The sequence below is a fragment of the Microbispora sp. H10830 genome (genome assembly GCF_014161375.1).
Taxonomy (GTDB): domain Bacteria; phylum Actinomycetota; class Actinomycetes; order Streptosporangiales; family Streptosporangiaceae; genus Microbispora; species Microbispora catharanthi.
In genome coordinates, this window is the sequence record NZ_JABBWX010000004.1 from 366942 (window position 1) to 385372 (window position 18431).

At 69.1% G+C, this 18431-nt stretch carries 16 protein-coding genes and 2 pseudogenes; 13 read left to right on the top strand and 5 right to left on the bottom strand.

The annotated features are described in order from the left end of the window. Positions 1-53 precede the first annotated feature (53 nt). Positions 54-386, bottom strand: a complete 333-nt coding sequence (locus tag HHX35_RS14105) for a type II toxin-antitoxin system PemK/MazF family toxin (RefSeq protein ID WP_139580846.1) — start codon at positions 384-386, stop codon at positions 54-56. A gap of 288 nt (positions 387-674) precedes the next feature. On the opposite strand from HHX35_RS14105, the pseudogene HHX35_RS14110 reads away from it, so the two are divergent. Continuing rightward, a pseudogene (locus HHX35_RS14110) lies at positions 675-1034 on the top strand (IS701 family transposase); the annotation flags it as partial. A 113-nt stretch (positions 1035-1147) separates the two neighbouring features. Here the strand turns inward: HHX35_RS14110 and HHX35_RS14115 are convergent. Next, positions 1148-1741: a hypothetical protein gene (locus HHX35_RS14115; RefSeq protein WP_182899262.1), complete on the bottom strand. Its 594-nt coding sequence runs from the start codon at positions 1739-1741 to the stop codon at positions 1148-1150. 59 nt (positions 1742-1800) lie between these two features. Here HHX35_RS14115 and HHX35_RS14120 point away from each other — a divergent pair. The 7 genes and pseudogenes from HHX35_RS14120 to HHX35_RS14150 all read left to right on the top strand — a co-directional run. Next, positions 1801-2168, top strand: a pseudogene (locus HHX35_RS14120) (aldo/keto reductase); the annotation flags it as partial. 561 nt (positions 2169-2729) lie between these two features. Further along, positions 2730-4301, top strand: coding sequence for an ATP-binding protein (locus HHX35_RS14125; protein ID WP_310739083.1), 1572 nt, complete (start codon positions 2730-2732; stop codon positions 4299-4301). Positions 4302-4393: 92 nt separating this feature from the next. Beyond that, on the top strand, positions 4394-4828 hold the full coding sequence (locus HHX35_RS14130) for a roadblock/LC7 domain-containing protein (protein ID WP_182899263.1): 435 nt from the start codon (positions 4394-4396) through the stop codon (positions 4826-4828). Then, the gene (locus tag HHX35_RS14135) at positions 4825-5181 is read left to right on the top strand and encodes a DUF742 domain-containing protein (RefSeq protein WP_182899264.1); all 357 of its coding nucleotides are present in this window, start codon (positions 4825-4827) and stop codon (positions 5179-5181) included. The genes HHX35_RS14130 and HHX35_RS14135 overlap by 4 nt, the downstream gene beginning before the upstream one ends. 4 nt (positions 5182-5185) lie before the next feature. Continuing rightward, on the top strand, positions 5186-5785 hold the full coding sequence (locus tag HHX35_RS14140) for an ATP/GTP-binding protein (protein WP_220505375.1): 600 nt from the start codon (positions 5186-5188) through the stop codon (positions 5783-5785). Then, on the top strand, positions 5782-7110 hold the full coding sequence (locus HHX35_RS14145; protein WP_182899266.1) for a cytochrome P450: 1329 nt from the start codon (positions 5782-5784) through the stop codon (positions 7108-7110). Before HHX35_RS14140 ends, HHX35_RS14145 begins: the two co-directional genes overlap by 4 nt. 121 nt (positions 7111-7231) lie before the next feature. Continuing rightward, positions 7232-8206, top strand: coding sequence for an aldo/keto reductase (locus HHX35_RS14150; protein ID WP_182899267.1), 975 nt, complete (start codon positions 7232-7234; stop codon positions 8204-8206). 78 nt (positions 8207-8284) lie between these two features. Here the strand turns inward: HHX35_RS14150 and HHX35_RS14155 are convergent, their stop codons facing one another. After that, on the bottom strand, positions 8285-9583 hold the full coding sequence (locus tag HHX35_RS14155) for a TIGR04013 family B12-binding domain/radical SAM domain-containing protein (protein WP_182899268.1): 1299 nt from the start codon (positions 9581-9583) through the stop codon (positions 8285-8287). Positions 9584-10229: 646 nt separating this feature from the next. Here HHX35_RS14155 and HHX35_RS14160 point away from each other — a divergent pair. Further along, complete coding sequence (locus tag HHX35_RS14160; RefSeq protein ID WP_182899269.1) at positions 10230-11732, top strand: endo-1,4-beta-xylanase; 1503 nt, start codon at positions 10230-10232, stop codon at positions 11730-11732. 133 nt (positions 11733-11865) lie between these two features. Here HHX35_RS14160 and HHX35_RS14165 read toward each other — a convergent pair whose 3' ends face one another. Continuing rightward, positions 11866-12705, bottom strand: a complete 840-nt coding sequence (locus HHX35_RS14165) for an SAM-dependent methyltransferase (RefSeq protein ID WP_182899270.1) — start codon at positions 12703-12705, stop codon at positions 11866-11868. Between the two features lie 437 nt (positions 12706-13142). On the opposite strand from HHX35_RS14165, the gene HHX35_RS14170 reads away from it, so the two are divergent. The 3 genes from HHX35_RS14170 to polX are packed head-to-tail and all read left to right on the top strand — an operon-like array spanning position 13143 to position 16176. Further along, positions 13143-13568, top strand: a complete 426-nt coding sequence (locus HHX35_RS14170; RefSeq protein ID WP_182899271.1) for a GNAT family N-acetyltransferase — start codon at positions 13143-13145, stop codon at positions 13566-13568. Beyond that, positions 13565-14485 carry an alpha/beta hydrolase family protein gene (locus tag HHX35_RS14175; protein WP_182899272.1) on the top strand — a complete coding sequence of 307 codons (921 nt, stop codon included), beginning with the start codon at positions 13565-13567 and terminating at the stop codon, positions 14483-14485. Before HHX35_RS14170 ends, HHX35_RS14175 begins: the two co-directional genes overlap by 4 nt. 5 nt (positions 14486-14490) lie before the next feature. Beyond that, positions 14491-16176, top strand: coding sequence for a DNA polymerase/3'-5' exonuclease PolX (polX, locus tag HHX35_RS14180; RefSeq protein WP_182899273.1), 1686 nt, complete (start codon positions 14491-14493; stop codon positions 16174-16176). Positions 16177-16186: 10 nt separating this feature from the next. On the opposite strand, the gene HHX35_RS14185 is transcribed toward polX, so the two are convergent. Beyond that, positions 16187-17092, bottom strand: a complete 906-nt coding sequence (locus HHX35_RS14185; protein ID WP_182899274.1) for a helix-turn-helix transcriptional regulator — start codon at positions 17090-17092, stop codon at positions 16187-16189. A gap of 236 nt (positions 17093-17328) precedes the next feature. Here HHX35_RS14185 and HHX35_RS14190 point away from each other — a divergent pair, with 236 nt between their 5' ends. After that, the gene (locus HHX35_RS14190; protein WP_182899275.1) at positions 17329-18156 is read left to right on the top strand and encodes an SAM-dependent methyltransferase; all 828 of its coding nucleotides are present in this window, start codon (positions 17329-17331) and stop codon (positions 18154-18156) included. Positions 18157-18431: the final 275 nt, after the last annotated feature.

Consider the following 18431-nt stretch of genomic DNA (forward strand, 5'->3'; position numbering starts at 1 on the left):
TGACCATCTCGACGAGACCGGCCGCGCCATCGGCGGCGTCCATCCCTCTCTGCCTACTTGAGTCCACCGAGACGAAGGGCATCCTCGATCTCGCTGAGCTTCGCGGACGGCAGGACGCCCGCCTGCCCGATCAGGTCTTCCCTGGCCAGGGTGACCAGCCAAGTGCAAGGGATGAGGTCGGGACGTGGAAGTGCGACTCTCAGGACGCCTTCGAGAGGCAGTCCTTCGGGGGCACCTACCGCCACCTCAACGGCCACGCCGCTGAGATCGGTGCCCGCGGGAGCGACGATCTGCATCGCCAAGAAACCGGACGCCTCTTCTCCCGACAGCAGTACGACTGCCCGCTGCTCGTTGAAATCTGCCCACCAGACTTCGCCACGTCGCATATGTCCTCCTGATACGGGACGGCGCGCCTGCGTCGCCCCTTCGACCGCCGCCTACTCCAGGCACGGATCGTGATGTTGGCTGGTCAGGGCCTGTGAGAAGACGGCTGCGGCCACCGATGATCATCGTGAGCTGTGTGGACAAACGAAGATCATGCGGTGGCCGAAGCCCACAGCGTAGACCCTGCCCGGTGGCAGGAGGCGTTCGAGGGTCTGATGGGCCGGATAGCGGCGAGGTTCGCGCGGGTCGAACCACGCCTGCGGGCGCGGGACTTCGTGCGCGGGCTGCTGGCCCCGGCGCCCCTGACCAAGCTGGTCCGCGTCGCCGGGTCAAGATGGCGGGTGGAGGAAACCTTCCAGACCGGAAAGGGCCTGGCTGGACTGGACGAGCACCAGGTTCGCCGCTTCACCTCCGGGTCCCGCTGGGTCACCCTGACCATGCTCGCTCACGCCTTCCTCGCCGTCGTCCGCGCCGACAAACACGCCCACCATCCCGCCCCGGACGAGCTGATCCCGCTCACCTGTAACGAGATCCAGCGATTGTTCACGACGCTGATCGTCCGGCCCGTGCACGATGCAGCCCACCGGCTCCGCTGGTCCGCCTGGCGCCGCCGCCACCAGGCCCGAGCCCAGGCCAGCCATTACCGCTGACAAGCCGCGAATCAGACATGAAGATCACGATCTACGGCTGGAGTACTAAGCGGCATGGCACGGCTCAGTCTCTTGATCAGTTCTCGGGCATCACATCACGTGAGACCCCGAGGCTAAGGACAGCTGGAAGCGGACTGGGCCTGCACTTCGGCATAGCTGGCATCTTCCACCTTGACGTAGGTGGGCGAAGACAGGCCTATCCGGTTATAGGTCACGGTCCACACCTTTCCCCACCATTTGATGAATTTGATTTTGTAGCACCAACCGGCGTCCACCCGGACGACGTCCCAGTCCTGATTCGCGGGCGTGTGCGCACCCGGGCTGAGGTAATACAAGTCGCCTCCCGCGCACCCCGTGTTGGCGGTGCCGGTCGTACCGGAGTCGCACGTCCAGTTGTGCACTGCCGTGACGCCGTCATTGCTGACGTTGCCGACCTCGGAACACGCGCTACCGCTGCAGTTGGGTCCGGCATAGGCCGCGCCGGTAGTCAACGTATTGGTGAGCGTTGTCGCAACGAGTGCGACAGAGGCGCCTGCGGCCAGCCTCGATGTCCACTTTTTTATGACGGGTCCGATTCCGGAGAACCAGCCTGGCGCCGATCCCGGGAGAAACGCCATCGGATGCTGCCAGAACAATGTCAGGCCATGACGAAAGGCGCAAGACTCCCGATTATGGAAGCAATCAGGCGCTTCCCAATTCGATTCCACCGTCCCGGCCGTCCCTGCCCCCTTGGTCGGCCCAGTGATGGGGCAAATGGGGTACTGCCATGGAGTATCGACGACTTGGCACCACCGGCATGAAGGTCAGCAGGATCTGCCTGGGAATGATGAGCTACGGCGAACCGGCCAAGTGGGGCGGCTGGGTCTGGACGACTATGTGCTGGCCACCAAGGTCTACTTCCCGATGGGCGAGGGCAGGAACGACTACGGCCTGTCCCGCAAGCACGTCATGTCGGTTATCGACGCCTCCCTCGCCCGCCTCGGCACCGACTACGTCGACCTCCACCAGATCCACCGGTGGGACGACGAGACGCCGATCGAGGAGACCATGGAGGCCCTCCACGACATCGTCCGGGCCGGCAAGGCCCGCTACATCGGCGCCTCCAGCATGTGGGCGTGGCAGTTCGCCAAGGCCTGTTGAGTCGCCCATCCGATCAACGTGACTCGCGCGAACACGGTGCTCCCAGGCCTCGGCCCGGCCGACGATCAATCCCGGGCGGCGGCTCCACCGAGGTCAAGGTGGCCGACGTGAAGCTCATCGGCTTCCTCGTCGACGCGGGTCCCCATCCGATGTGCTCATCACAGTCGGCCCTCATGGGGCGAGCGCGGCCGGACGATCTTCTTGCAGCCCATCGGGACGACAAGGCCGCACGCCTCGACCCCCACGGGAGATCATCACCATAAATCCATAAATGTCCCAAAAGGTGAGTATTAGTCAATGGATGAGTTGACTCGTGGTTGATTAGAGCTGAAACAGATGGTCCCAGAGTGACTGTCTGTTCTCAGCCGTAGGCATGGTGCTACGGTATGTGCCGGTTCACGCTCTGCTGTGAGACGGCACCGCATGGCCGTCCCGCCTTACAGGGAGAACAGCAGGTTCGACGCGGCCTTGTCATGCTCTGCCGCCACCCCGAGGACGCTGATGTCAGTAGATGTACCCCACCGGGCACGGAGAAGGTTTTCACCGAGGGAACTGGTGGTCCTCGCCTTTCTCGGCACCATGATCATTACGGCCTGCGTGTGGTTGTGGGCGATGTCCGCGGCCCCTTATGAGGCCAGAGAGCTGATGGCGCTCGCCGGCGGGGTCTCGGCCGTACTCCTGGCCGGCGCCGTCGCGGCCGCTGTCCACTACTCCGGCACCGGTCGCCGGCTACGTGAGCGGGCCGAGTGGGCCGGCGCGCGGTTCACCTGGCTGGAGCGGGAAACGCTGCGAGTGGCCGAGGAGTCGCTGCCCTCGCTGGGACGTCAGGTGCGGGACGGCGCTTCGATCGCCGACGCGCTCTCCCAGATACCGCAGCCTCCGGACGGCCCGCTGCGGCACCTGCTCGAAGCGGCCGGGCACGAGCTCGAACTGCTCGAACGGGAGCGCGCCGCCGCCCGGACGTCCCGCGATGCGACCGAGGGCGAGATCTCCCGGCTGATCGACGACGCGCTGCCGGAGCTGTTCCGGCGGATCCAGACGGACCGGATGTCGGTGAGCGCCGCACTGGCCGAGATACGCCAGCCGGGGCAGGAGCCGCTACGCGACCTGCTGCGCGAGACGGCGCGGCAGCTCTCCGAGAGCGAGCGCAGGGGCACCGCCGTGATGGCGGCGTGCGCCGGGGCCGCGGCCCGGGTGCAGGCACAGGCCACCAGCCTGCTCGCCCGGCTGCGCGAACTGGAGGAGCAGTACGGCGAGCATGAGGAGGTGTTCGCCGACCTGCTGGACCTGGACCACCGCGTCTCCCAGATGAGCCGGCTGGCGGACAACATCGCGTTGCTGAGCGGCGGCCGTTCCGGGCGGCGATGGACCCGGCCGATCGTCATGGAGAGCGTCCTGCGCGGCGCGATGGGCCGCATCAGCGCCTACCGGCGCATCCGGCTGCACTCCACCAGCACCGTCGCCGTCGCGGGGTACGCGGCCGAGGGCGTGATGCACGCGCTGGCCGAGGTGATGGACAACGCCGCCACGTTCTCGGCGCACGGCACCGAGGTCCACGTGTACGTGGACGAGGAGGACGCCGGCGTCGTGATCACGATCGAGGACAGCGGCCTGGGGATGCGCCCGCGCGAGCGGCAGCACGCCACCAGGCTCGTGTCCGAGCCGCTCGACCTGCGGACGCTGTCCGGTACCCGGCTGGGCCTGGCGGTCGTGGGACGCCTGGTCGACAAGTACGGCCTGACGGTCAGCTTCCGGTCGTCCGCCCGCGGTGGCACGGGGGTCGTGATGCTGATCCCGCGTCTGCTGATCACGCAGCCCCTGTCGGCCACCGTGCCGCCCGACGCCGAGGCGTCGGTCCGCCATCCCATGCAGCCCGCCATGCAGGCCGCCGTACAGGCACCGGCCGTACCCGCGCAGGAGGGGCCGGCCGACGAGTCCGAAGATCTGCTGCCCAGGCGGCGCCGGGGGCAGACGCTGGCCGAGGCGACCAGGGCGCGGCAGGCATCGCCGGCCAAGCCCGCGCGCGAGGGGCCTGACTCGGCTGCGAGGTTCGCCGCGTTCCGCCAAGCCGGCGGCCGTGGGCGTACTTCCTCCTCAGCCCCTCCCCCGGCCCCGGGCGACTCTTGACACGCGTCCGCCGGCCACCGGACATTTTTGGATTCACAGATGAGGAGGCAGGGGGCGTCCCTCCCGCGCCGAAGGGGCACCCCGTCGTTTCTATGAGCACAACCGACGCTTCGCACACCACCGATCGTGACTTCGACTGGCTACTGGAGAACCTCAAAGAGAAGACCCCGGGGATCAGGCATGTGCTGGTGCTGACCAGGGACGGCCTGAAGATGTGCTTCACCGCCAGCCTCGACCTGGACGGGGCCGACCAGCTCTCCGCTCTGGCCGCCGGGATCCAGAGCCTTTCGCTGAGCGCCTCCGCCGAGTTCGGGGACGGCATCGGAGCAGGGCAGGCGATGGTGGAGTTCGCCGGCGGACTGCTGCTCATCGTGCCGGCCGGGGACGGCGCCCACCTGGCCGTGGTGGCCGAGGAGGACGGCGAGGTGGGGCTTATCGCGCACAACATGAACGAACTGGTGGAGCAGATCGGGGTGTACCTCACTGCGGCGCCGCGGCAAACGGAGAACAGCGACGACCGCGGATGACACGGCGAGCCATCGACCAAGAAGACCCTGACCGGCTCTACACCGTCACCGGTGGGCGTACCAGCGCCGATGAGAAAGCCTTCGACTCCGTCTCCCTCATCGTCAGCGAGTGCGCCCCCACCCCCGGTATGCAGTCCGAGCACATCAAGATCCTGCGGATGGCCCAGCGGCCGACGGCGGTGGTGGAGATCTCAGCGGAACTGCGACTGCCGGTCAGCGTGGTGAAGATCCTGCTGTGCGACCTGCTGGACACCGGTCGCATCACCGTCCGTCATCCGTCGATCGCCGCACAGGCCGGACGACCGGATCCCGAAATCCTGAGGCAGGTGCTCGTTGCGCTCCACAACCTCTGACCAGATGGCGGCCATCACGCGAACGCCCCTACGCACGACCGCCGCGGACGCCCTGAAAATCGTGATCGTCGGAGGGTTCGGGGCGGGAAAGACGACCATGGTCGGCTCGGTGAGCGAGATCCGCCCGCTGAGCACAGAGGAGGTCATGACCCAGGCGAGCGTGGGCATCGACGACGCCAGCCGGGTACGGACCAAGTCGACCACCACGGTGGCCTTCGACTTCGGCCGGATCACGCTGAACGCGAGCAAGGTGCTCTACCTGTTCGGCGCGCCCGGTCAGCAGCGGTTCTGGTTCGTGTGGGACCAGTTGTTCGCCGGCAGCCTGGGCGCGGTCGTCCTGGTGGACGCCCGCCGCCTGGAGGATTCCTGGTACTCCATCGACCGGCTGGAGCACCATCGGACCCCGTTCGTCGTCGCGGTCAACCGCTTCACCGACGGGCCCACCCTGGATTCGGTGCGCGAGGCGCTGGCACTCTCACCCGAGGTCCCGCTCATCGACTGCGACGCGAGAGAGCGGTCCTCGTCCAAACACGTGCTGATCACGCTCATCGAGCACCTCACCCGCACCTACGACCAGTTGCCCGCCCGAGAGAGCATGCCGTGACGAACTCCCCTCCCCTGCCCGGCTCCGCAGACCCGTCCGCATCGCAGCAGGCCGAGCGGAGACGGGAGCCGCTGAAGGGATACGCCGACCACGCCGATGCCGTACGACTGCACGCGTCACTGATCGGCGACGACCCGACCGCGCTGTTCCAGGAGATGCGCCGCGAGCACGGCCCCGTCGTCCCCGTTCTCCTCGACGGCATGCCCGTCTGGTACGTGATCGGTTATCGCGAGCTGCACCATGTCACCAGCCAGCCGCGGTTGTTCAGCCGCGACCCCAGGCGCTGGAACCTGCAGGACCACCTCCCCCCTGACTGGCCGGCGCGCCCGTACGTGACATGGCAACCGTCCGTGATGTACACCGAGGGGGCCGAGCACCAGCGGCGGATCGGCGCCATCAGCGACGCGCTGGACAGCGTCGACCGCACCGAGCTCGCCCTGATCTGCGAGCAGATCGCCGACCTCGCGATCGACGAGTTCTCCGGAGACGGTCAGACCGAGCTGATCTCCCAGTACGCCGACCGAATTCCGGCTCAGGTCATCACCCGGCTGTTCGGGCTGGCGGAGACCGACCTGCCGGAACTGGTCGAGGACGTCAACCACGTGCTGAGCGGGGGTGAGGAGGCCCTCTCCGCGGTTTCCCGAATTCTGGACAAACTAAGCCGGCTCATCGCCGACAAGCGCGCCCTGCCGGGCCACGACCTCACCTCGCACATGCTGGCACACCACGCGCGGATCACCGACGAGGAGATCGTCCAAGACCTGATCATGACGATGATCTCCTCCCATGACAACTGCCGCAACTGGATCGGCAGCACCCTGCGGCTGATGCTGATGGACGACCACTTCTCTATGAGCCTGCAAGGCGGCCGCAGCAGCGTCGGCGAGGCGCTGAACGATGTGCTGTGGAAGGACCCGCCCACGCCGAACATGCCCAATCGCTGGGCCGTGCAGGACTGCGAGCTGGCCGGGCGGCGCATCCGCCGGGGCGACATGCTGGTGCTCGGTATCGCCGCGGCCAATGCGGATCCGCAGGTGCAACCGGCCGCCCATGCCGGCTCCGGCGCCAACCGGGCGCACCTGGCCTTCGGCCACGGCGAGTATGGTTGCCCCTTCCCCGCGCCCGAGCTCGGCGGGATCATCGCCAAGACGGCCGTGGAGGTCCTCCTCGACCGGCTGCCCGACGTCTACCTCGCCGTGGAACCTGACGCGCTGCGCTGGCGCCCTTCGCTGTGGGTTCGCAGCCTGGAGGCCCTGCCCGTACGGTTCAGCCCGACCGTGCCGACCGGCCAGGGCCCGTCGAACACCTGGAACGCCTCCAGGTGAGGTCAGGCCGGAGCGGAGTCCGGCGACCGATGCGCGGCGAAGCCCGTGGCGGACAGGGAGAGCAGACGCTCGAGCCACCGCTGCCGCGCTGACGGTGAGTTGGGGTGAATAGGGTGCTGCCATGGAGTATCGACGACTTGGCACCACCGGTATGAAGGTCAGCAGGATCTGCCTGGGCATGATGAGCTACGGCGAACCGGCCAAGTGGGGCGGCTGGGTCCTGGACGAGGAGCAGGCCGAGCCCATCGTGCGCAAGGCGGCCGAGGGCGGCGTGACCTTCTTCGACACCGCCGACGTCTACTCGGGAGGCGTCAGCGAGGAGGTCACCGGGCGGCTGCTGCGCAAGATCTTCCCCCGGCGCGACGACTACGTGCTGGCCACCAAGGTCTACTTCCCGATGGGCGAGGGCAGGAACGACTACGGCCTGTCCCGCAAGCACGTCATGTCGGCCATCGACGCCTCCCTGGCCCGCCTCGGCACCGACTACGTCGACCTCTACCAGATCCACCGGTGGGACGACGAGACGCCGATCGAGGAGACCATGGAGGCGCTCAACGACATCGTCCGGGCCGGCAAGGCCCGCTACATCGGCGCCTCCAGCATGTGGGCGTGGCAGTTCGCCAAGGCCCAGCACACCGCCGACAGGCACGGCTGGACCCGGTTCGTCTCGATGCAGAACCACTACAACCTGCTGCACCGCGAGGAGGAGCGGGAGATGATCCCGCAGTGCCTCGACCAGGGGGTGGGGCTCATCCCGTGGAGCCCGCTCGCACGCGGCCTGCTCGCCCGCGCGGGCAAGCCGGCCGACACCGTACGGCAGGTCGGCGACGGCGCCAGGCAGGAGCAGCTGTACGGCGGGCACGCCGACGAGGCGATCCTGGAGCGCGTGGCGCGCACCGCCGAGGAGCGGGGCGTCTCCCCCGCGACCCTCTCCCTGGCGTGGTTGCTCAGCCGCCCGGCCGTGACCGCGCCGATCGTCGGCGCGACCAAGGAGCACCACGTGGACGACGCGCTCGCCGCGGTCGAGCTGAAGCTCAGCGAGAAGGAGATCGCCTTCCTCGAGGAGCCGTACCAGGCGCGGCCGCAGCAGTTCTGATCGAGAGGCCCCACGCTCGCCGGGCCCGGAAGGGGCTCGGCGGGCGAGGCCCCAGGGCCGGGAGTCAGGGCGAGGACGTCAGCCGTCGGTGGTGCGGCGGCGCCGGGCGCGGCGCGGGTAGGCCTTCGCCGTCTCCGCCAGCCGCGCCGCGTGCTCGGCCTGCTTGCGCCAGTGCCCGTAGGCGTCGCCGCGCTGCGCCAGCCGGTCCAGCTCACGCATCGTGGCCAGCGGGATGAACGCGGGCTCGGCGTCCCGCCACGGCGTGCCGGGCAGCGGCATGAACGTGTGGGTGTGGATGCGTGCCCCGAGATCCGCAAGGTCCGCGGCGAGCCGCAGGGACGCGTCCTGGTCCTCGGATGACTCGCCGGGCAGTCCGAAGATGAAGTCGACGTTCGGGCGGAAGCCGTGCTCCACGGCGATCCGCACGGCGTCGCGCACCGGCGCACTGCCGTGGCCGCGACCGGCCGCGGCCAGCACGCGGTCGGAGCCCGACTGCGCGCCGATGATGATGTTGTCGTTCGCCACGTAACGCTTGAGGAGCCGCATCGCCTCCGGCGTCACGTGCTCGGGACGGATCTCCGAGGGGAAACTGCCGAAGAACACCCGCCCGTTCGCCGGCAGTTCCTCTTTCACGCCCGCCAGCAGCTCCTCCACGGCGTCCAGCGCCGGCTCCGTCCCCTGCGTGCCGTACGAGAGGGAGGTGGGGGTGATGAAACGGACGTCGCGCAGGCCGTGGGCGGCCATCCGGCGGACGTGCTCGCGCACGCTGTCCACGCTGCGGTGCCGGAACCTGCCGCCGAACATGAAGGGCGTCTGGCAGAAGCGGCACGTGTAGGCGCAGCCCCTCGTGATCTCGATGGGCCCGAAGTGGCGGCGCCGGTCGGGGAAGGACGGGAAGACGTCCAGCGGCAACTGCGGGGCCGGTGGCGTGCGCAGCGCCATGCCGTCGCCGTCGCGCACCGCCAGCCCGGGGACGGTGGTGAGCGGCCGGTCCGCGCGCAGCGCCTCGACCAGGGCGACGATCGTCGGCTCCCCCTCGCCGATCGCGGCGAGATCCCAGCCTGCGTCGATGACCTGCTGCGGCTCGGCCGTGGCGTGCACGCCGCCGGCGATGTGCAGGACGCGCGGGTCGTCGGCCAGGGCCCGCACGGTGGCCAGCTCGGCGGCCATCGCCTCGGCGTCCGGCGAGTAGAACGACCAGAGGACCAGGACACGGTCCGCGGGGGTGGCCGCGATGTGCTCCGCGGTTTCCTCGGGGGTGGTCCCGAGCCGCAGATCGCACTCGGCCTTCGCGGTCTCGAGCGCGCCGAGCAGCGCGTTCACGCCGTACGTCACGGCCTTGCGATAGCGGACAACCACGGACACTTCCACGCTCACCCTGGCAGGGTAGTGCCACCGCCCTCCTCTCCCGCACCGCCGATCGGCGATCGAGGTGCCCGCACGTCGGCCGGGCGTCTTCCGAGCCGGCGGACGACCGGGGCGGCGGCAGGCCGCAGATGTCGATGGCTGTGAGCGTTCACAGTGCGTCTTCCGATCGGCTCTCCTCTCCACCGGGGCGCTTGGAGGTGGTGTGGGGCGGAGCCAATACGAGGCGGAGAACCGTTGTCAAGGGCCTTGATACGCGTTCGCGTCCCTGTCAGGGGTCTGGGTGTGGCCTGACTGGGCGTTATCGCGACGACCCACGAGACCGGCGAGAGGCTTATGTTGAAACTTTCATCACCTCTCTCCTGTCCAGCCTACGGTCGCCGAAACTTTCGGACTGCAGATGCCACTGACTTAACCGATTTTGCATACATACGTTGGCCAGGTAGCCCGAAAGTTTCCGTAGAAGCCTTGACAAGTTTCGGGGAGGTTTCCACACTGATCCTCCGAGGCGGTCCCCCGCTCCGGGTGGTGGTGCACGTGCAGGGGGCCGCCGATCACGACGCCCTGGTGGTGTGCGTCCTCAAGCGACGCGGCGCGGCGTCGTTCTCACGGGAACTTGCACGTTCCCCCTTGGTGATTCAGTTATGGAGGCTCAGACATGGGCGAAAACGTCATGTCCCCGCCCGGAACCCGGCTGCGCCGGGCTCTGGTCGCCGGCGCTCTCGGCGTGCTCACCGCGGCCACCGCGGTGGTGGCGGTGACGGTCCCCGCCGACGCCGCGGCGAGCACGCTCGGCGCAGCTGCCGCACAAACCGGCCGCTACTTCGGCACCGCCATCGCCAGCGGCAAACTCGGCGACGGGAACTACACCGGCATCGCGAGCCGTGAGTTCAACATGGTGACGGCCGAGAACGAGATGAAGATCGACGCCACCGAGCCGAACCAGAACCAGTTCAACTTCACCAACGCCGACCGGATCTACAACTGGGCGGTGCAGAACGGCAAGCAGGTGCGCGGGCACACGCTGGCCTGGTACTCCCAGCAGCCGGGCTGGATGCAGTCGCTGTCGGGCAGCGCGCTGCGCCAGGCGATGATCAACCACATCAACGGCGTGATGGCCCACTACAAGGGCAAGATCCCCTACTGGGACGTCGTCAACGAGGCCTACGCCGACAGCGGCGGCGGCCGCCGCGACTCCAACCTGCAGCGCACCGGCAACGACTGGATCGAGGTCGCCTTCCGCACCGCGCGCGCCGCCGACCCCGCGGCCAAGCTGTGCTACAACGACTACAACATCGACAACTGGACCTGGGCCAAGACGCAGGGCGTCTACAACATGGTCAAGGACTTCAAGTCCCGCGGCGTGCCGATCGACTGCGTCGGCTTCCAGTCCCACTTCAACGGCCAGAGCCCCTATCCCAGCAACTACCGCCAGACCCTGCAGAACTTCGCCGCCCTCGGCGTGGACGTGGCCATCACCGAGCTGGACATCCAGGGCGGCTCGGCCTCGACCTACGCCAGCGTGACCAACGACTGCCTGGCCGTGCCGCGCTGCGTCGGCATCACCGTGTGGGGCGTGCGCGACAGCGACTCCTGGCTCGGCGCGAACACCAGCCCGCTGCTGTTCGACAGCAACGGCAACAAGAAGGCCGCCTACACCTCGGTCCTGAACGCCCTCAACGCCGCCACGCCGAGCACCTCGCCCAGCCCCGGCACCTCCCCCAGCCCCGGCACCTCGCCCAGCCCTGGCACCTCGCCCAGCCCCGGTGGCGGGAACGGTAGCGGGCCGATCAGGAGTGTCGGCTCCGGCCGCTGCCTCGACGTGCCCAACGCCAGCACCAACGACGGCACCCAGCTGCAGATCTGGGACTGCAACGGCCAGACCAACCAGACCTGGACCTCCACCTCCGCCGGCGAGCTCCGGGTGTACGGCAACAAGTGCCTGGACGCGGCCGGCACCGGCAACGGCGCCAAGGTCCAGATCTACTCCTGCTGGGGCGGCGACAACCAGAAGTGGCGCCTCAACTCCGACGGCACCATCGTCGGTGTTCAGTCCGGGCTGTGCCTGGACGCCGTCGGACAGGGCACCGGCAACGGCACGCAGATCCAGCTGTACTCCTGCTGGGGCGGAAACAACCAGAAGTGGTCCTTCACGCAGTGAGCCCGGCGGGGCCGCCGACTCAGGCCGGCTCCACCTGCTGACCCTTTCCCTCTAGCCACAAGCGATGGCCTCCGGTGCGCACGCCGCGCCGGAGGCCATACGTGGGACCGTACGTGTGCTTCTCCGCCCTCCATCAGGGCTTCGCCGCGAGGGCGCCGTAGGCCCAGGCGTGACCTCCGGGAATTCGCTCCCGGTCTTTGTACTCGTCAGGCCGCCAGCGCACCACCTCGACCACGCCCGGGTCGATCACCTGCCAGCCCTCGAAGAACCGCAGCACCTGGTCGTGGGTGCGGGGCACCATGGGCGCGGTGCTGTTGTCGTAGGGCTTGGTGAAGTCCTCCTGGCTCACCTGGGGGGCGAAGTCGAGCGTGATGTGCGACAGCAGTAGGTGGCTGCCCGAGGGCACGGCGGCCTTGAAGGTCTCGACCAGGCCGTACGGGTCCTCCTCGTCGGTGACGAAGTGCAGGACGCCCGCCATGATGACGGCCACCGGACGGTCGAAGTCGATCACGGCCCGGACCTCCGGGTGGGACAGGATCGCCTCCGGCTTCCGCAGGTCGGCCTCGATCACCGAGGTCATCCCCGCGGCGCTGCCGGTCAGCAGGGCACGGCCGTGCACCAGGACGATGGGGTCGTTGTCCACGTACGCCACCCGGGCCTCGGGGTTGGCCTGCTGAGCGACCTCGTGGGTGTTGCCCTGAGTGGGAATGCCCGTGCCGATGTCGAGGAACTGCGTCATTCCCGCCTCGGCGGCGAGATGCCGCACCGCCCGGCGGAGAAAGGCGCGGTGGGCGCGGACGCCCTCGCGGGTCCCCGGCGAAATCCTGAGGAGGTGTTCGGCCGCCTCCCGGTCGGCCGCGAAGTTGTCCTTGCCGCCCAGCAGGTAGTCGTAGATCCGGGCAGGGTGCGGAACCGCGGTGTTGATTCGCGGGACGGGTTTGGCGACCGGCTCGGGGTCCGTCAACTCCGGCATCAGTGCTCCTTACTGCTGTCTCTCGATCGACAGGGGGACACAACGGCACCCGATCGCCGTGTCTGACCGCCACAGAAACTTTCGCAGCATTTTAAGTAATTTTCGGGAGACGCTATTCGCCCCACCGGGATCCGGTCAAGTCATGCGGCCAATCACCGGCCGGCCGCGGCCCGACTTGCGGCAGGTCAAGCCCTGCGGACTCGAATCTCGCACCGATTCGCCCATATAGCCTCAAATTCGCTCTTGAGAGCAGTGATATTGGTACTGATGACCAGGTTTGCAGCCGAATCAACCACGTCGCGCGACAAAGCCCCGGCGTCTCACCGGCGTTGCCGCCGGGAGCGCATGACCGCTCCGCGCGTTCGGATCCGCCTTCCGTGGCCGGCTCGGCCCGTTGATCCCTTGCCGGGCGCGAGGGCGGGCGGGAGGCTGGGCGGATGCTGATCCGACGGGAGAACCCCGGCGACGTCGAGGCCGTCCGCGCGGTCGTCGCCGCCGCCTTCGCCCCCTACGAAGCGGCCCGCGACCCCGACCGGCCGGACGGGCCGCCGGTCGAGGTGACGTTGCTCGACGAGTTGCGCGCCGACCCCGGCTGGCTGCCGGAGCTGTCACTCGTCGCACCGGCACCGGCACCGGCACCGGCAAAGGCACCGGGCGGCGGGATCGCGGGTCACGTCGTCTGCACGAGGGCCCACGTAGGGTCCGTGCCCGTGCTGGGGCTCGGCCCGCTGGCCGTGCACCCCGCTCACCACCGGCGGGGCGTCGGCTCGGCGCTCGTGCACGCCGTGCTCGGGGCCGCCGAGACGCTCGGCGAGCCGCTGGTCGCGCTGCGGCTGATCGATATGACATCCAGCCCCTCGTGAAGAAGATTCTGACGTGGCTCGTCCTCGTCGTCATGGCGACCGGCTGCCAGAGCACCGCCGAGTCCGCGGCGCCGCCGCCCGTCCGTCCCCCGGGTTCGGCCGCGGTCGTCTCGCAGGAGGCCGTGGACGGGCGGACGGACAAACTCGTGATCGACTCCCCTGCCACTGGCGGGAGGCGCTCGGTGTGGGTGGTGAAGCCCGCGGCCTGGAAGCCGGGTTCCACCGGCTGGCGCGCGCTGTACCTGCTGCACGGCTGCTGCGCCGGCGGCGGCTGGGACTGGCTCAGGACGGGCGAGGTGGCTCGGCTGACCGCCCGCCTCGACGCCGTCGTCATCGTCCCCGAGGGCGGTTCGATGGGCTGGTACGCCGACTGGCGTGACGGCCCCGCCTGGGAGACGTTCCACCTGACCGAGGTGCCGCGCCTGGTCGAGCCGCGGTACGGCGTCGGCACGCGCCGCGCGATCGCCGGTTTCTCCATGGGCGGGCACGGCGCGTTCGTCTACGCGGCCCGGCATCCGGGTGTGTTCGAGGCCGCGGCGTCGTTCTCCGGGGTGCTCGACACCCGCGACGACGTCCCCGGATATCGGGCGTTCATGGCGGACAACGGCGTGGACACCGAGGACCTGTGGGGCGACCCGAGCGCCTGGCCGGAGCACAATCCCGCCGACCTGGCCGGGCGGCTGAAGGGCGTGCGCCTCTACGCGTCCGCGGGCGACGGCGAGCCCGGCCCGCTGGACCACGGGGACGGACCGGTCGATCGCACCGAGGCCGCGATCATGCGGCAGAACCTGAACTTCGCCAGGGCCGCGGAGAAGGCCGGGGTGAAGGTGACGACAGATTTCTACGGAAACGGCACCCACACCTGGCCGTACTGGATCCGTTCGTTCGAACGCGCGCTGCCGCTTCTCCTACCCTGAGACGCATGGGACGGGCCAATGACGAGGCAGCCGCGGCGCTGCAGGAGTACGCCGAGCTTTTCGCGCTGAACGGCGGGGACGCCTTCCGGGTGCGCAGCTACCAGAAGGCGGCCAAGTCGATCGCGGGATTCCCCGGTGACCTCGGGGAGACCGATGTGCGGTCGATCCCGGGCGTGGGCGAGGCGATCGCCAAGAAGGTCGAGGAGTTCCTCGAGCGCGGCAGCTTCCGCCAGCTCGACGACCTGCGGGGCAAGGTGCCCGAGGGGGTGCGCAGGCTGACCCGGATCCCCTCGCTCGGCCCGAAGAAGGCGCTGTTCCTGTTCCAGGAGCTCGGCATCGACTCCCCCGCCGCGCTGGCCGACGCGATCCGGGACGGCCGTCTGAAGGGTCTGGGCGGCTTCGGCGCCAAGACCGAGGAGAACCTGCTCAAGGGCATCGAGCACATGGAGCGGTCGGGCGACCGGGTCCACCTCGGCATCGCGACGGATCTCGCCGAGCGGGTCATCGCCTCGCTGCCCGCCGACCGGATCGCCTTCGCCGGATCGCTGCGCCGGATGAGCGAGACGATCGGCGACATCGACATCCTCGCCGTCGGCGACCCCGGCCTGATGGAGCTGTTCGCGCGGCAGCCGTACGTCACCGAGATCATCGCGAAGGGCGAGCGGAAGACCTCGGTCAGGACCGACCGCGGCCTGCAGGTCGACCTGCGGCTCGTTCCCGCCGAGTCGTGGGGCGCGGCCATGGTCTACTTCACCGGCAGCAAGGAGCACAACGTCCGCATCCGGGAGATGGCGGTCAAGAAGGGCTGGAAGCTGTCAGAGTACGGACTGTTCGACGGCGACCGCCTCATCGCGTCGGAGACCGAGGAGGAGATCTACCAGGCTCTCGGCATGGCGTGGGTGCACCCGGCACTGCGCGAGGACGGCGGCGAGGTGGAGGCCGCGCTGCGGGGCGAGCTGCCGCACCTGGTCGAGCTGCACGACCTGCGGGGCGACCTGCACACCCACACCGACCTCACCGACGGCATCGCGTCACTGGAGGACATGGTGGCCGCCGCCGCGATGCGCGGCTACTCCTACTACGCGGTGACCGACCACGCGCCCGACCTGGTCATGCAGCGGATGACCCTCGACAAGGCCCTCGCCCAGCGCGCCCGCATCGCCGAGCTTCAGGCGAAATATCCGGACATGCGGTTGCTGCACGGCAGCGAGCTGAACATCGCCCCGGACGGCTCGGTGGACTGGCCTGCCGAGGTGCTGGCCGGGTTCGACGTCTGCGTCGCGTCGGTGCACTCGCACTTCACCCAGTCACGGGAGGAGATGACCCGCCGTTTCATCGCCGCATGCGAGAACCCGCACGTCCACGTCATCGGCCACCCCACGACGCGGAAGATCGGCAAGCGGCCGCCGGTGGACGCGGACTGGGACGCGGTGTTCCGCGCCGCCGCCAGGACCGGCACGATCATGGAGATCGACTCCTACCCCGATCGGGCCGACCTGCCCTCCGACCTCGTACGGCTCGCGCGCCACCACGGCGTCAGGTTCTCGATCGACAGCGACTCCCACGCCGTCCCGCATCTGGCCCACCAGAGGTTCGGCGTGGGCATCGCGCAGCGGGCCTGGCTCACCCCGGACGACGTGGTGAACACCTGGCCCCTCGACCGCCTGCTGGCCCACCTGGGCAGGGGCTGACCTCCCCGTCTCACAGATCCCGGAGAATCGCGCGCAACATGGTCACGGTGTCGCGGGCCGACTCGGCCTGCACGCTGAGGTCGTTCATCACGGCGGTGTAGTCGTCCACATCCTCCTGCTTGTCGAGGTACAACGCGCTGCTGAGCTGTTCGAGATAGACGACGTCGGGCAGGTCGGGCTCGGCGAACCGCAGGATGGTGAAGGGGCCGCCCACGGCGGGGTGACCCCCGGCCCGGAAGGGCAGGATCTGCAGGGTGACGTTCGGGCGCGCGGCGGCCTCGATCAGGTGCTCGATCTGGCGGCGCTGCACGGCCCGGCCGCCCAGGGGACGGCGCAGCGCCGACTCGTCCATCACCGACCACAGCCGGGGCCCGTCGGCCTGGTCCAGGAGCCGCTGACGCCGCATGCGCAGCCCGACGCGCCGTTCGACGTCGGACCCCGGCGCCCCGCGATGCCGCAGCCGGATCGCCGCGCGTGCGTAGTCCTCGGCCTGCAACAGGCTGTGCACGAACTGGACCTCGTAGGTGCGGATGGTGGCCGCCGCCTCCTCCAGCCCGACGTAGACCTCGAACCAGCCGGGCAGCAGGTCGTTGTACTGGTGCCACCAGCCGGGGGTGCCGGCCTGCTCGGCGAGCGCCAGCATCGTCTCCCGTTCCCCGCTGCCGACGACGCCGTACAGCGTGAGCAGGTCGGCCACGTCGCGCCGTTTGAAGGGGGTGCGGCCCAGCTCCAGCCGGCAGATCTTCGACATGGAGGCGCGGATGGCGTGCCCGGCCTGCTCACGGCTGATGTTCCTGGCCTCGCGGAGCCGGCGCAGCTGGGCGCCGAGCATCATGCGCACCACCGTCGGCCCGCCCCGCGGCTGAACCGGCCGTCCGTCCGGAGAAGTCGCAGCCTCCGGTCGAGCCGAGATCATCCCTGTCCTCCCCGATATGGGTCTCACCGGTGACCGGCCGTACGCCGACGCCTCCAGGTGACGGGATGGTATCGGGGCGAACGCGGCCTCAATAGCACTTTTCAGCCCGACCCATGTGGTTGCGTGCCGGAGCTTGATCGGAAAGGATGGGCGCGACGCGCGATCCGCCAGCAACGAGCGGAGATCACTGACGCGGGTGCGGTCGTCTCTCCGTTCCGACCACTCCGAGGCCCCCCTTGAACGACACTCCTCGCGACACTCCTCCCGCCGACGACCTTGGCGTCCGCAGGATCGACAGCAGCGTGCCGCACTCGGCTCGCGTCTGGAACTACTTCCTGGGGGGCAAGGACCACTACCCCGTCGACAGAGAGGCGGGGGAACGGATCCGCGCCGTCTTCCCCGGGATGGTGGACATCGCCCGCCAGTCCCGGCAGATGCTCGTGCGCACCGTCGGATACCTCGCCCGCGAGGCGGGAATCCGCCAGTTCCTCGACATCGGCACGGGCCTGCCCACCGTCGGCAACACCCACGAGGTCGCCCAGCGGCTGGCCCCGGCGTCCCGGATCGTCTACGTCGACAACGACCCCCTGGTGCTGGTGCACGCCCAGGCGCTGCTGACCAGCACTCCCGAGGGGGCCACCGACTACATCGAGGCCGACGTACGCGACCCCGGCCGCATCCTGCGGGAGGCGGCCGGAACGCTGGACTTCGCGCGGCCCACCGCACTCATGCTGATGGGCATCCTGGGCCTGGTGGCGGACTACGACGAGGCGCGGGAGATCGTGCGCCGACTGCTGGCGGCCCTGCCCTCCGGCAGCTATCTCGCGCTCTACGACGGCTCCGACACCGACCCGGCCTACGTCAAGGCGCTGGGCGGCTACAACGCGGGCAGCGGCGCGACCCCCTACACGCCGCGAAGCCCCGAGCAGATCGAGGGCTACTTCACCGGCCTGGAACTGCTCGAACCCGGCGTCGTCTCGGTGTCGCGGTGGCGGCCGGAGGACAACCCGTGGGGCGAGCCCCGCGAGGTGGCCTGCTTCGGCGGCCTCGCGCGCAAGCCCTGACCCGGATTCGCGCGTCCCATCTCGCCAGCCACCCTCACGCCGCCGCTCCGGCGCTTCCGGCTGTCCGCTTCCTCGTCGAGGAAGGACATCGACGGGGAACCGATTTCACCTGCCGCTGGCCGCATTCGTCGGGATCAGCCGAGCATGCGGTGGTCATGAAGCCCAGACACCTGACCAGTTTGAACCTTTACGCCCTTGACTTCACAGTTTACGCTCCGCGTGGATCATTTGTTGATCTCCGATGTCAGGCACGCTGGAGCAAAGGAGTGCAGTGC